Source organism: Streptomyces sp. NPDC001515 (assembly GCF_053597115.1).
Genome location: NZ_JBSFHN010000009.1, coordinates 60,923 through 74,657, shown reverse-complemented (window position 1 = coordinate 74,657; position 13,735 = coordinate 60,923). Strand labels below are relative to the sequence as shown.

Genomic DNA, 13,735 nt, shown 5'->3' with positions numbered 1-13,735 from the left:
GGTAACTGACCAAGCGTCAGAACTGAACATCCGAGCACGCGTAGAACGCGTTGGCCGTGTCCGCGACGTTCCAGACGCTCAGGATGAGGTGCTTCCCGGTCTTCTGGGTGGGGATCGTGCCCTGCTGGGTCAGGGTCGCCGGGGGCTGCTTGCCGCCGTACGGCACCGTCATGAAGGGCTGCGGCTCCAGGTCCGCCCGGGTCAGCTTCTTGGTCGGGTCCCAGCCGTCCTTGGTGATGTAGTACCGGAAGTCCGACGTGGCGTGCCGGGCGGTGAACTGCCAGCGGAAGCTGAAGCCCTGGCCGGCGGTGACCTTGGTGGCGGGCCAGTTGCCGCCGCGCGGGTCGTCGAGCTGGGCGAACTCGCCGTGTCCGGCGGAGCAGATGGAGCCGTCGGCCGGGCCCGCGGCCGGGAAGCCCTTCGGGCCCTCGACGCTCTGCGGCTCCCACTGGATGTTGCCGCAGCCGGTCACGGTTCCGTTGGCACACAGCTTCTGACGGCTGATCGGATTGTCCGTGTAGCCGTGGCTGCTGGCGCTGCCGGTGGCGACCATCGAGACACCCGCTACCGCCAGGCCCACCAGGGCCGCACTTACCTTCTTACGCATTGCTGTCGCTCCTCGGACATGTGGGGGACGTTCCATGAGCAGGGCTGCGCGCGCCGTTGTGCGGTCTAGACCAAAGCCCACCCTAGGGACGGGACATGGACATGTCCAGACCAATGAGGGTGGGCTTCCGGTTTTCCCTCCGGATACGGAACGGTCGCTTCAGGCGCTGTCGCCTGCGCCGCGTCCGGTGTAGAACGCCACCGTCAAGTCCTTCACCAGGGACTTGCGTTCGTAGTCGTCCAACTCCACGAGGCCCCGGGCGGTCAGCCGGCTCACGGTGTCGTCCACCGCGTCCACCACCGACGTCAATACGCTGTCGCGGTGCTGGGCGTCGATCGCCGCGATCCGGCGCCGCTGCATGGCCGCCGCGATCTCCGGGGCGTACTCGATCCCGGTCGGCTGGGCCGAGTACACCTCGACGCCGACCGGTTCGCAGTCCGCCTTGAGCATCAGCGTCAGCGCGTCCCCGACCGCCTCGGCGTTGCGCAGGGTGGGCGCGTCCTCGTGGAAGGCGTCGGCCGGAAGCTGGGAGAGCACCCGGGCCATGGCCGACTCGACCTGTTCGCGCAGGTACTCCTCGTGGTCCTCGATGCCGAGCACCGCCCGCGCGGTGTCCTTGACCCGCCAGACGACCAGGACGACGACCCGCAGCGCCGTGCCGTTGGCGTCGACCGCCGGCAGCGGCTCACTGCGCCAGTGCCGCAGCCGGACGTCGACCCTGCGGCGCAGCAGCAGCGGGCTGATCCACATCAACCCGGTGCGCCGCACGGTGCCCCGGTACTGGCCGAAGAGCGTCAGCACCCAGGCCGAGCCGACCCGGCCCCGGCTCAGGCCGCCGAGGGCGAAGAGCACGACGAAGCCCAGGACGGCGAGCGCCGCCCAGGGCCCGGCGCCCACCCCGTCGTACGGGCGGGGGTCCACCCCGGCCAGGGCGAGCAGCCGGGCCGGCAGGGCTCCGGTCCACCACAGGACCGCCCCGGCGGCGGCCGTCCCCACCAGGCCGGTGAGCAGCGCGGCCCAGCCGGGCAGCGCCGGTCCGGGCCGTTCGACGAGCCGGGGGTCGGCGACCGGCGCGGGCCGCGTCGAGGGCCGCACCTGCGGACTCCTCGGTACGGGGGGCCGCCGGAGCCCGGCCGGCCGCTCCCCGCCGGAGGCCGCCCCCAGGACCGCGACGGGCAGCGCCGCCGCGTCCGCCGGGGCCCCTGGTTCGTCGCGGAAGAGGAGGTGCACGGGGATGGGGGCGGTCCGCTCCCCCGCGATGACGGCCTGGTGCCGTCCGGTGTCGGTCCGCGCATCGCCCCGGTGCTCCACGACGGTGCCCGGCGCGTCCTCCGCCCCCGCCTCCACCGGGCCCGGCCCGGCGACCCCCGCGAGCACGAGCACCCCGGCCCCGTCGTCCGCCTCCGCCTCCGGGGCGGGAGCGGGCTCCCCGGGCCGCGCGGAGCCGTCCGCGGGCGCGGAAGCGGCGACGGGCGCGGAGCCGGTCGCGGCCGAGCCGGAAGCGGGCGCCGGCACCAGATCCCGCGCACCGCCGACCTGCGAGCCGAGCTGTCCACCGACCCGCCCACCGCTCTGCCCGCCGTCCCGTCCGCCGGGCCCCGCGGCCGGCACGGACACCGAGGCCGAGGTCGCCCCGAATCCGGTCCCTTCCCGGAGGCTCTCCCCGGGCACCAGGTCGAGCACGAGATCGACGACGGAATCGGGGCCCGGTTCCGTACGCCCACTCGTACGCGCATCCGTAGGCGCGTCCGTGTCGGCTTCCGTACGGGGCTCCCCGCCCAGGTCCGCGTGCGAACCGGCACTCAGACCCGCGCCCGGTTCCGTGCCCAGATTCGCACCCAGTTCCGCGCCCGCGTCCGCACGCGCGTCCCCCCAGGAACCCGCGTCCGGCGCTCCGGCCGGGGCCGCGCCGGGGGCCGGGTCCCCGTCCGTGTCGGGGGCCGGGTCGGAGACGGGGGCGCGGGCGGTGTCCCGGGCGGGCGTGGGGGGCGGCGGGCGGTCGTCCCCCCGAAGGGCGGCGTCCGCCGCGGCGGCCCACGCGTCGGTGACGCTGCCCGCGCCGCCGGGGCCCACCCATTCCCGTACCGGGACCGTCCCGTACCGCTCGTCGCCGTACTCCGTACGGTCCGGGCCCTCCCGGTCCTCGGGCATCCCGGAGGTGTCCGACACGGTGATTCGCATTCCCGTCTCCTTCATCTGCGTCGTGTCACGCGAAGAGTCGCCGCCAGGTCTCGGGCCCCGGATAGCCGTCGGCCTGGGCGCCGCGCCAGCCCTGGGCCTTCTGGAAGGCCTCGACATTGCGCCGGTCCGCCTCGGTCCACCGGGGCCCGGGACCGGACCGGTAGTACTTGCCGTATCCCTTCTTCACCAACTGCCTGCCGAGCCGTTCGACATGGCTGTTGGACCGGCCCGGCCGGAAAGAGCCCCGTCCGGGGAAGGCCGGGGCTGCCGTGGTGCCGCGCCCGATGGAGGCGCCGGCCGGGGGGATGTCGCGGCCGGTCCCGTTCACCAGCAGGCGCCAGGTGTCGGGGCCGGGGATGCCGTCGGCCTCCTTGCCGCTCCACCCCTGGGCCCGCTGGAACGCCTGCGTCGCCTGCCGGTCGGCGCCGCTCCAGGCGGGACCGGGGCCGACCTTGTAGAAGCGCTTGCCGCCGCGCGCGACGAGCATCCGGCCCAGCTCGGTGACATGGGCGTTGCGCTCGCCCGCACCGAAGGACCCCGCGCCCGGGAACGCGGCCGCGGTCGAGCCGCCGCCCGTGCCGGTCGTCAGGCCCTTGTAGCGGTAGGCGACGTAGCTCGACGAGTGGGACCAGTACGCCATGGGCGTCGTCTGCTTGCGGGCGCGCGGCTTGGTCTGCTCGTACGCCGTGTAGTGGGTGTGCGCGGAGTCGGTCCAGCCGCCGAAGATCGTGACGTGGGAGCCCTTCGCCGGATCGGCCGGATTGTGGAAGAGCAGGATGTCCCCGGGCTGGAGCTCCTCGCGGGAGATCCGGGTGCCGTACGCGGCGAGGCTGCCGGTCCACTCGTTGCCCGGCAGGTTCCAGGCCATGGAGACATAACCGGAGCAGTCCTGGCGGTAGCCGTCCGACCAGTACGCGGACATGCTGTACGGGACCTGGGCGGAGACCCACGCCTTCGCCCGGTCGATGATCTCGGCCCGGGTGGCCGGACGCAGGGCCGGGGCGGCGGTCGTGGAGGACGGCGGGCCCGAGGCGCCCGTCCCGCGCAGCGGGCCCGGTACGCCCTGCGGACTCTCCGGCACCGCGTCGAGCGCGTCGTCCGCCGGATCGGCCATGGCCCCCGGGCCGGCCGCCGCCGCAGGCACGACGGCCGGAACCGGGTCGATGTCCGGAACCGGGTCGATGTCCGGAACCGGGTCGATGCCCTGGGCCGGGTCGATGCCCGGAGCCGGGTCGGTCACCGGGACCGGGGCGGCCGCCGCCACGGCGGTCTCCGCCAGACCGGCGCCGAGCACCACTCCGGCGGTGGTGACCAGCACCATCGCCCGGCGCGCGCCGTGCGCGGCGGGGTGTCCTCCGTAACGGGTCGGCAGCCCCGCGGCGGCGGTGCGCCGACGGGCGGCGCACCCCGGGCAGGTGCAGTCGACGGCGGGTACGTACTCCTCGAAGGCCGGCACAGTCATGCGATTCCCTCCGCACTCGTCACGATCTTTGGGCGCATCTGCACGGGCGTCAGTGTCTCAACTCTCCTGACATAACGCATTTTGACGGACAGAAGTGAAAAAACGACCATCCGACAGGCCGTGCCGATGGGGAAATGGTCGGGAGCACTCCCGGAGATCGGGTAGAGTTCTCCAGGTCAGCAGGCGCCGCTAGCTCAGTTGGTTAGAGCAGCTGACTCTTAATCAGCGGGTCCGGGGTTCGAGTCCCTGGCGGCGCACGCAGCGTCAAGGCCCTCTCACTTCACGTGAGGGGGCCTTGTTCGTTTTCTGTGCGCGCCCCGCTCACTGTTGACAGACGGTCATCATTCCCTTACCCAGTGACACCATATGCTCGTCCTACACCCCGGCGATAGTCCCCGACAAGGGGGACCCAAATCGCGCATATGAGCGGCAACCGTTCTGTTTCACCCTTGCGATCGAGGGCGGTGTCGGCCAACCTGTCTGAGGGCCGCCGGTGCCAAGCACACCGGGGGCCTCTCTAGTTGGGGGCAGATGAGGGGGAGGTTCCGGTTGTGCGCGGGGCGGGGTGGGGACCTCGTCCGTCACGCGCGCCGTACCGGCACCGTGCAACCGGACGGGCGTCATTCCATGTCCCAGGAAGGGCGACCCGCCACTGAACCGAGCCGTCCGGCGCGTCCCAGGGGGGTGATGCGGCGGACACCACGACCGAACCGACCACGCAGCCCCGCCTGCGTGCAGGGGGATGACCCATGACGTCGACGCCGCCAGGCGCCCGGCAGGACCACGACCCGACCCGGACCACGCAGCTCCGGATACCCTCACAGCTGCGGAACGGGGGCCAGAGACGGCGCGAGAGAAAGCCGCTGCCCCGCTACGACTACGAGCACTACAGCCGGCTCGCCGGGCCCCTGACCCAGCCCGACCCCACGACTCCGTACCGGGTGAAGTACCGCTCGCTCCTGTCCCAGGAACCCCACCGGATACGCGCGGCCCTGCTGCTGGGCGCCGCACCGCTGGTCTCGCTCGGCCTCTTCGTCTGGCTGATGCAGCCCGAACACTGGACCGAGCGCGACCCGAACCTCAAGAACGACACCCTGCTCGCCCTGGACGTCGTGATGCTCGTCTCGATCGGCCTGATCGAGCTGTTCCGCACGATGAACGTCCTCTCCAACGCCCACGCCACGCTCGTGGCGCGCGACCCGGTCCCGGTCGTGCCGGAGAACGGCACCCGGGTCGCCTTCCTCACCTCCTTCGTCCCGGGCAAGGAGCCCCTGGAGATGGTGACGAAGACCCTGGAGGCCGCGGTACGCATCCGCCACCGCGGACTCCTGCACATCTGGCTGCTCGACGAGGGCGACGACCCCGCCGTCAAGGAGGTCTGCGCCCGCCTGGGCGTCCACCACTTCTCCCGCAAGGGCGTGGCGCACTGGAACCAGGCCAAGGGCCCGCACCGGGCGAAGACCAAGCACGGCAACTACAACGCCTGGCTCGACGCCCACGGCGACGCGTACGACTTCTTCGCCTCCGTCGACACCGACCACGTACCGCTGCCCAACTACCTGGAGCGGATGCTCGGCTACTTCCGCGACCCGGACGTCGGCTTCGTCATCGGCCCGCAGGTCTACGGCAACTACGACACCTTCGTCACCAAGGCCGCCGAATCGCAGCAGTTCCTCTTCCACGCGCTGATCCAGCGCGCCGGCAACCGCTACGGCGCCCCGATGTTCGTCGGCACCAGCAACGCGGTGCGCATCTCGGCCCTCAAGCAGATCGGCGGTCTCTACGACTCGATCACCGAGGACATGGCGACCGGCTTCGAGATGCACCGCGCCCGCAACCCGCACACCGGCCGCAAGTGGCGCTCCGTCTACACCCCGGACGTGCTGGCCGTGGGCGAGGGCCCGACCGCCTGGACGGACTTCTTCACCCAGCAGCTGCGCTGGTCGCGCGGGACGTACGAGACGATCCTCAAGCAGTACGGGAAGGGCTTCACCTCGCTGCCGGCGGGCAAGCTCTTCAACTACACGATGATGATCATCTTCTATCCGATGTCCGCGCTGAACTGGATCCTCGCGGCCCTCAGTTGCGCGCTGTTCCTGGGCATGGGCGCCTCGGGCGTGCAGATCGACCCGGTCGTCTGGATGATGCTGTACGGCAACGCCTCGGCGCTCCAGATCGGGCTGTACGTCTGGAACCGCCGGCACAACGTCTCGCCGCACGAGCCCGAGGGCTCCGGCGGCCTGGCGGGCATGATGATGTCCGCGCTCTCCGCGCCGGTCTACGCCCGCTCGCTGATGGACGCCGTGCTGCGACGCAAGAGCTCCTTCGTGGTGACGCCCAAGGGCGACTCCTCCAGCCCGGACACCCTCTTCGGCACCTTCCGCATCCACCTCTTCTTCATCGCGGTCTTCGCCGGCTCCATCGTGGCCTCCCTGGTCCTCGGCCACAGCCACCCGGCGATGCTCACCTGGGCCGCGCTCGCCCTGCTGATCACCGCCGCGCCGATCATCGGCTGGCGGTACACGGTCCACACCGAGAAGAAGAAGCGCCGGGCCGGACCGCCGCCGCCGAGCGGCCCGCCGGCCCACGCCCCTGCCCCGCAGGACGAGCCGCGCTGGGCGGACAACGAACAGACCATGCAGATCGCCCTTGGGGGACGTAAACGATGACGTACCGTCCGAGCCGCCGTACCCGCCGCATGGCGATCAGTACGGCGGTGGTTCTCGCGCTCGCGGGAGCGAACGGGCCGTGGCTGTACCGCTTCAGCACCGAGCGCTACCACGATTACAGGATCAACCAGGCGAGCTACAAGGAGGCCAACGGCCACTGGGACTTCCTGGACATCCCCTCCGAGTTCCGCATCAACACCATCCACGCGGCGCTGCTGCACACCGGCAAGGTGCTGCTCGTCGCGGGCTCCGGCAACAACCAGAAGAACTTCGACGCGAAGAGCTTCCGGTCCGTGCTCTGGGACCCGGAGACCAACACCTTCAAGGACATTCCGACGCCCAAGGACATGTTCTGCGCCGGCCACACCCAACTGCCGGACGGCAAGCTCCTCATCGCCGGCGGCACCCGCCGCTACGAGAAGCTGAAGGGCGACGTCACCAAGGCGGGCGGCCTGATGATCGTGCACAACGAGGACCCGGACAAGCCGATCACGCTCCCCGCGGGCACCCGCTTCACCGGCAAGGACAACGGCAAGAGCTTCGTCACCAAGGACCCCGTGCTGGTCGAGAAGGCCACCAAGGTCTTCGACAAGACCACCGGCGCCTTCGTGCGCAACGACCCCGGGCTCGGCCGGATCTACGTCGAGGCCGAGAAGTCCGGCGCGGCGTACGAGACCGGCACCGAGGACAACTACCGCATATCCGGCCTCTCCGGTTCCGACACCCGCAATGTGTACGGGATAGCCCAGAAGCTGGCCCTGGACAAGAAGGACTTCCAGGGCATCCGGGAGGCCTTCGAGTTCGATCCGGTGGCGGAGAAGTACATCAGCGTCGACCCGATGAACGAGGCCCGCTGGTACCCGACGCTCACCACCCTGGAGGACGGCAGGGTCCTCGCCCTCTCCGGACTGGACGAGATCGGGCAGATCGTCCCCGGCAAGGACGAGATCTACGATCCGAAGACCAAGAAGTGGACGTACACCGGCATCGTCCGGAAGTTCCCCACCTACCCCGCGGTCTTCCTGCTCGACGACGGCAAGCTCTTCTACTCCGGCTCGAACGCGGGCTACGGCCCCGCCGACGTCGGCCGCGATCCGGGCGTCTGGGACCTGGCGACCAACCGGTTCACCAAGATCCCCGGCCTCGGCGACCCGGACATGATGGAGACCTCCGCGACCGTCCGGCTGCCCCCGGCGCAGGACGAGAAGTTCATGGTGATCGGCGGCGGCGGCGTCGGCGAGTCCGCCAAGTCCAGCGAGAAGTCCCGGCTGGTCGACCTCAAGGCGGCCGAGCCGCGCTTCGAGGACGGCGCCTCGCTCGACGAGGGCACCCGCTACCCGAGCGCGTCCCTGCTCCCCGACGACTCCCTGCTCGTCACCGGGGGCTCCGGCGACTACCGGGGGCGCGGCGGCTCCAATGTGCTCCAGGCCCGGCTGTACGACGCCAAGACGGACACGTACCGACGGGTCGCGGACCCGGCGGTGGGGCGCAACTACCACTCCGGTTCGGTGCTGCTGCCCGACGGACGGGTCATGATCTTCGGATCGGACTCGCTCTACGCGGACAAGGCCAACACCCGGCCGGGCGTCTTCGAGCAGCGCATCGAGATCTACACCCCGCCCTATCTGTACCGGGACGGGCGTCCGGAGCTGACCGCCGGGCCGAAGCGGATCGAGCGCGGGGCCACGGCGGTGTTCACCACCAACCAGGCCGCGTCCATCACCTCGGCCAAGCTGATGCGGCCGAGCGCGGTCACCCATGTCACCGACACCGACCAGCGCTCGGTGGCGCTGGAGCTGAAGAAGACCGACGGCGGGATCGCGGTGACCGTGCCGGAGAACCGGGCCCTGGTGCCCTCCGGCTGGTACATGCTCTTCGTCACCGACGCCCAGGGCACCCCGTCCGAGGCGACCTGGGTGGAGATCCCGTAGGAGCCCGCTGTTCGGGAACCGGCAGGGACCGGGTGGCAGAGGTGCCGCCCGGTCCGTGCCGGTGGCCGTCGGTCCGCTCAGCCCTTCGCGCTCCGGGCCAGCCCCAGCGCGTACTGTGGCCACCACTCGCCCGCCTTCGGGCCGCCCTTGCAGTCGCCGTCGGACTCCCCCGGGCGCTTGATCCAGAGATACGCGTCCACCAGCGGGTCGTCCGTGCGGGTCGTCGGCGTCCGGCCGAGGGCGCGGCCCGGCGGGTTGCACCAGTTCTCCTCGGGGGCGCCGCCTGTATAGGGGCCGTTGCCGTTGCGGCTGGTGTCGATCACGAACGGCTTGCCGCCGACCTTGGCCGAGAGCTGCTTGCCGAACTCGGTGCTGACCTCGGTGGTCTGGAAGTTGGACACATTGACCGCGAAGCCGTCCGCCTGGTCGATCCCCGCCTGCCGCAGCGGCTGGAACAGCGCGTCCGGGGTGTGCCAGCCGGCGTTGCCCGCGTCCACGTAGACCGTGGTGCCGGACTGGCGCTTCAGACGCCGCACCGCCCCCTTGAGCAGGTCGTAGCGCTCCTCGTGGAACTCCCGCGGGGTGCAGCCGTCGACCAGGTGCAGCACGGCGTCCGGCTCCAGGATCACGGTCGCGTCCCGGTCCCCGATGCCGCGCGCGACGGCCTCCACCCAGGTGCGGTACGCGTCGCCGTCGGCGGCGCCGCCCTTGGAGAACTGGCCGCAGTCGCGGTGCGGGATGTTGTAGAGGACCAGCAGGGCCCGCCGGCCGACCCGCTCCGCCGCCTCCGTGTAGCCCTTGGCCTCGGCCTCGGGGCTGTCCGGGCCGATCCACTCGCCGGTCGGCTGCGCGGCGATGCGGCGGACGAGCGCGGCCTTCTCCTTCTCGCCGTCCTCGGTGTAGCGGGCGAGCTGCCGGGCGGCGGTCCCGTCGGGGTTGACCCAGAACGGGTCGCTCTCCTCGGGCTGCTGGCCGAGGGCGGCCGGGTTCGTCCCGCCCTTCGGGGAGTCCCCGTCGTCGGACGAGCATCCCGCGAGCAGCAGCGCGGCGCCCGCGACGGCCGCGCACACCCCCCGCATGCCGAACCGGCCGTTGTGACTGCCGTACATCCACTCCCCCTCGTACGCGACGGCGGTGCCCTGTCGCATCGCGTCCATCCTGGCACAGGGCCCGGAGGCGGCCCGGACCCTCACGACGTCCCCGCAGAGCCGTTACGACGGGTTCACCCCGCTCCGTCCAAAGTATCCGGGTGCGGAGGGTGACCAGTAATCGACGTTCCGTCAGAAAGCGTGTGGGCGTGAGCAGTCGGCGCGCCTACAGTGGACGGTGCCGGCAGGGCGCCGTCCGGGCCGCCCCCGCCGGCCTCCCGTGTCCGCGCCGGGTCACTCCCGCGGCCCGCGCCCCGCGGTCGAGGACCGGCCCGGCCGGCCCCCCAGGGTTCCGGGGGCCGGCCGGGCCGGGCCGCGCTCGCTCGCCCAGGGGTCAGCCGGGGCCGGCCGCCACCTCGGTGCGGGACCCCTCCGACGCCTTCCCCGCCGCCTTCTCGCCGGTCAGATAGGCGGAGACGACGACGTTGGCGGTGTACGCGCGGGCCTCGCGGTCGTAGGTGCCGCCGCAGGTGATCAGCCGCAGCTCCGCCCGGCCGTCCTCGCGGGGGCCGTACGCCTTCTGGGCGTTGAAGCGCTTGCGGGTGAAGACCTGGACGTCGTCGACGGTGAACTCGGCGACGCTGCCGTCCGTCCGGGTGACCTCGATCCGGGCGCCGGGGCGGGCCGCGCTGAGCCCGTAGAAGACGGCCGGCTTGGTCTCGGTGTCGACATGGCCGACGAAGAGCGCCGGGCCCCCGGCACCCGGTTCGGTGCCGCCGCCGTACCAGCCGACCGTCTGGGGCGTGGCGAAGGACGGCGGGTCGATGGCGCCGTCGGCGTCCAGGCCGCGGGCGACGACGGGGGCCTTGATCCCGATCGAGGGGATGGCGACGCTCGCGGGGGCGACGCCGTCGATCGGGTCGTGGGCCGGGGGCAGCGGTACGCCGAGCGGGCGCCCGACCGCGGCGACGTCGCCGGTGGTCGGGGCGGACGTGGCGCCGCTCCCGTCGGTGATCCCGCGGCCCCAGAGCCACAGGCCCAGCAGGAGCACGGCCCAGGCGACCCCGGTGAGCAGCCTGCCGTGCCCCGCCGAGTGGTCCGAGGCGGACATGTCAGTCGCTGGCCGGGCGGCGGCGCCGGGCGCTGCGGAGGGCGACGGCGACGGCCGCGACGGCGGCCAGGGCGAGGCCGGTCACCGCGTGCGCGGTTCCGGGTCCGTCCTGCTGGGCGGCCTTGTCCGCGAGCACGGCGGTGCCTCCGCCGCCGGCCCGTACGGGGGCGACGGGCATCGGCCGGTTGCGGTGCACGACGGCCAGCACGCCGCTGACCTTGGTGTGCGCGGAGTCCTTGCAGACGACCTGGACGTCGTAGTCGCCCGGTTCGGCGTCCGAGCGGATCCGGGCCTCGGCGAAGAGTGTGCCCCGGTCGGCGGCGGGCGAGAAGCGCGCCTCGGTGACGAAGGCGTCGGAGCTGCCCTTCGCCTCCATGCCCGTGCAGCCCTCGACCCTCAGATCGACTTCCGCGCCGGGGGTGGCGGAGGCCGGGGTGATCGTGAGGGTGGCCCGGGACCGGCCGTCGCCGTGGCCGGACGGGGAGTCGGCCAGTGCGGCGGACGCGGGCATCAGGGTCGCCGCGGCCACCGCGGCGGCACAGAACGTGAGCGGTATGGAACGCATCGTGAACCTCCTTATCGAAGGTTCACGCCTGGCGCGGCTTTCCGCATCCGCAGACCCGGGGCGCTGGGCCGGTGGAGTGCGCTGGGCGGGTGGCGTGCGGGGAGATGCCGGATGCCGCCGCCTCCCCGGCCCCGGTCAGCCCGCGTCGACGAGGTCGACCAGGTCCGCGATGGAGTCGACGACGGTGGACGGGCGGAAGGGGTACTTGTCGATGTCCGCCACCGTGGTGAGCCCGGTGAGCACGAGGAAGGTCTGCATGCCCGCCTCCAGACCGGCCAGCACATCGGTGTCCATCCGGTCGCCGATCATGGCGCTGGACTCGGAGTGGGCGCCGATCGCGTTGAGCCCGGTGCGCATCATCAGCGGGTTGGGCTTGCCGGCGAAGTAGGGGGCCTTGCCGGTCGCCTTGGTGATGAGGGCGGCCACGGAGCCGGTCGCGGGCAGCGGGCCCTCGGCGGAGGGGCCGGTCTCGTCCGGGTTGGTGCAGATGAACCGGGCCCCGGCGTTGATCAGCCGGATCGCCTTGGTGAGCGCCTCGAAGGAGTACGTCCGGGTCTCGCCGAGGACCACGTAGTCGGGGTCGTGGTCGGTGAGGACGTAGCCGATGTCGTGCAGCGCGGTGGTGAGTCCGGCCTCGCCGATGACGTAGGCGGTGCCGCCGGGGCGCTGGTCGTCCAGGAACTGGGCGGTGGCCAGGGCGGAGGTCCAGATGTTCTCGACGGGCACGTCCAGGCCCATGCGGTTGAGCCGCGCGTGCAGGTCCCGGGCGGTGTAGATCGAGTTGTTGGTGAGGACCAGGAAGGGCAGGCCCGAGTCCCGCAGCCGCTTGATGAAGGCGTCGGCACCGGGGATCGGGGTCCCCTCGTGGATGAGGACACCGTCCATGTCGGTGAGCCAGGACGAGATCGGCTTGCGCTCTGCCATGTGGGACTCCAGTCGCCGTACGTCGATGCGGGGACGCCGGCGGCACCGCGTTGTGCAGCGCCGACGTCCCCGATCTTAGGCGGTCCGCCCCGAGGGGCGTACGGACGCGGGGTCAGCTGCCGGTGGCCGTCTTCCAGGCGTCCACGTAGGTGTCGAGGTTCGTCCCGATGTCGGCCCAGTCGGGCTGGAAGACCTCGACGCCGCTCATCAGCTTCCCGAGTTCGGCCGCGTTGGCGTCGGTCGCCTCGATGTCGCCCCGGGCGGCGAATCCGCCGCCGACCGCGCTGACGTCCTTCTGGGCCTGCTCGGCGAGCATGAAGTCCAGCAGCTTCTTGCCGTTGGCGGTGTGCGGGGCCTTGTTCACCAGCCCGGCGGCGTAGGGCAGGGCGAAGGTGGTGGGCCTGCCCCCGGAGGGCGCGGGGAACCAGATGCCGAGGTTCGGCATGTCCTTGGACTGGGCGTAGTTCATCTGGACGTCGCCGTTGGCGGCGAGGAGTTCGCCCTTGTCGACCTTGGGGGCGAGCTTGCCGGTGGAGGCGGACGGGCCGACGTTGTTGGCCTGGAGCTTCTTCAGGTAGGCCATGGCCGGCTCCTGGCCGCCGAAGTCGTGCATGGCCTTGATGAGCACGGCGGTTCCGTCGCCGGCGACGCCCGGGGTGGAGTACTGGATCTTCTCCTTGAACCGGCCGTCGAGCAGATCGTCCCAGGTGGCCGGAGGGGTGGTCAGTTCCTTGCGGTTGTAGACGAAGCCGAAGTAGTTGTTCACGACGGAGGTCCACTTCCCGTCGGCGGCCTTGTCGGCGGCGGCGACCCGGTCGGAGCCGGCCGGGGTGTACGCCTGGAGCAGGCCCTTGGCGTCGGCCTGCTGGATGAACGGCGGGAGGGTCACCAGCACGTCGGCCTGGGTGTTGGTCTTCTCGCGGACGGCGCGCTGCACCATCTCGCCGGAGCCGCCCTCGACGTACTCGACCGTGATGCCGGTCCGCTTCTCGAAGTCCTTGAAGACCTTGTCGTACCAGCCGTCGCCGTTCTCGCCCTTGAGGCCGTCGGCGCTGTAGACGGTGACGACCTTCTCGTCGGAGGCGGCGGAGGAGCCGCCGCAGGCGGAGAGGGTGGCGGCGAGGACGAGCGCGCCGGTGGCGGCGGCGAGGGGCCGGAGGTGGTGGGTGCGCATGGCAGTCGTGTCTCCTGGGGGAA

10 protein-coding genes and 1 tRNA gene are annotated in these 13,735 nt (G+C 71.8%); 3 read left to right on the top strand and 8 right to left on the bottom strand.

The window, feature by feature from the left end; translation table 11 throughout:
* Window positions 1-16: 16 nt before the first annotated feature.
* The 3 genes from ACWCXC_RS12340 to ACWCXC_RS12330 all read right to left on the bottom strand — a co-directional run bounded on the left by ACWCXC_RS12340 (window position 17) and on the right by ACWCXC_RS12330 (window position 4,250).
* Window positions 17-607, bottom strand: coding sequence for a lytic polysaccharide monooxygenase auxiliary activity family 9 protein (locus ACWCXC_RS12340; protein ID WP_450680635.1), 591 nt, complete (start codon window positions 605-607; stop codon window positions 17-19).
* A 159-nt stretch (window positions 608-766) separates the two neighbouring features.
* Window positions 767-2,788 (bottom strand): SPFH domain-containing protein, encoded by a 2,022-nt coding sequence (locus ACWCXC_RS12335; protein ID WP_450888476.1) that lies wholly within the window; start codon window positions 2,786-2,788, stop codon window positions 767-769.
* 25 nt (window positions 2,789-2,813) lie between these two features.
* Entirely contained in the window at window positions 2,814-4,250 is a 1,437-nt protein-coding gene (locus ACWCXC_RS12330) for a peptidoglycan-binding protein (RefSeq protein ID WP_450888474.1), read from the bottom strand.
* Between the two features lie 183 nt (window positions 4,251-4,433).
* Between ACWCXC_RS12330 and ACWCXC_RS12325 the strand changes: the two genes are divergently transcribed.
* From ACWCXC_RS12325 to ACWCXC_RS12315, 3 genes are all read left to right on the top strand, one after another.
* Window positions 4,434-4,507: transfer RNA gene (locus ACWCXC_RS12325), tRNA-Lys, on the top strand.
* Window positions 4,508-4,999: 492 nt separating this feature from the next.
* Window positions 5,000-6,919, top strand: coding sequence for a glycosyltransferase family 2 protein (locus tag ACWCXC_RS12320; RefSeq protein ID WP_450680638.1), 1,920 nt, complete (start codon window positions 5,000-5,002; stop codon window positions 6,917-6,919).
* Window positions 6,916-8,850, top strand: coding sequence for a galactose oxidase-like domain-containing protein (locus tag ACWCXC_RS12315; RefSeq protein ID WP_450680639.1), 1,935 nt, complete (start codon window positions 6,916-6,918; stop codon window positions 8,848-8,850). Before ACWCXC_RS12320 ends, ACWCXC_RS12315 begins: the two co-directional genes overlap by 4 nt.
* Before the next feature lie 77 nt (window positions 8,851-8,927).
* Here ACWCXC_RS12315 and ACWCXC_RS12310 read toward each other — a convergent pair whose 3' ends face one another.
* From ACWCXC_RS12310 to ACWCXC_RS12290, 5 genes are all read right to left on the bottom strand, one after another.
* Window positions 8,928-9,959: a glycoside hydrolase family 6 protein gene (locus ACWCXC_RS12310; protein WP_450680661.1), complete on the bottom strand. Its 1,032-nt coding sequence runs from the start codon at window positions 9,957-9,959 to the stop codon at window positions 8,928-8,930.
* A gap of 373 nt (window positions 9,960-10,332) precedes the next feature.
* Window positions 10,333-11,049, bottom strand: a complete 717-nt coding sequence (locus ACWCXC_RS12305; RefSeq protein ID WP_450680640.1) for a class F sortase — start codon at window positions 11,047-11,049, stop codon at window positions 10,333-10,335.
* Between the two features lies 1 nt (window position 11,050).
* Window positions 11,051-11,614, bottom strand: coding sequence for a hypothetical protein (locus tag ACWCXC_RS12300; protein WP_450888471.1), 564 nt, complete (start codon window positions 11,612-11,614; stop codon window positions 11,051-11,053).
* Between the two features lie 135 nt (window positions 11,615-11,749).
* Window positions 11,750-12,538 (bottom strand): HAD-IIA family hydrolase, encoded by a 789-nt coding sequence (locus tag ACWCXC_RS12295; protein ID WP_450680642.1) that lies wholly within the window; start codon window positions 12,536-12,538, stop codon window positions 11,750-11,752.
* A gap of 112 nt (window positions 12,539-12,650) precedes the next feature.
* Window positions 12,651-13,712 carry a 2-aminoethylphosphonate ABC transporter substrate-binding protein gene (locus ACWCXC_RS12290; RefSeq protein ID WP_450680643.1) on the bottom strand — a complete coding sequence of 354 codons (1,062 nt, stop codon included), beginning with the start codon at window positions 13,710-13,712 and terminating at the stop codon, window positions 12,651-12,653.
* Between the last annotated feature and the right edge of the window lie 23 nt (window positions 13,713-13,735).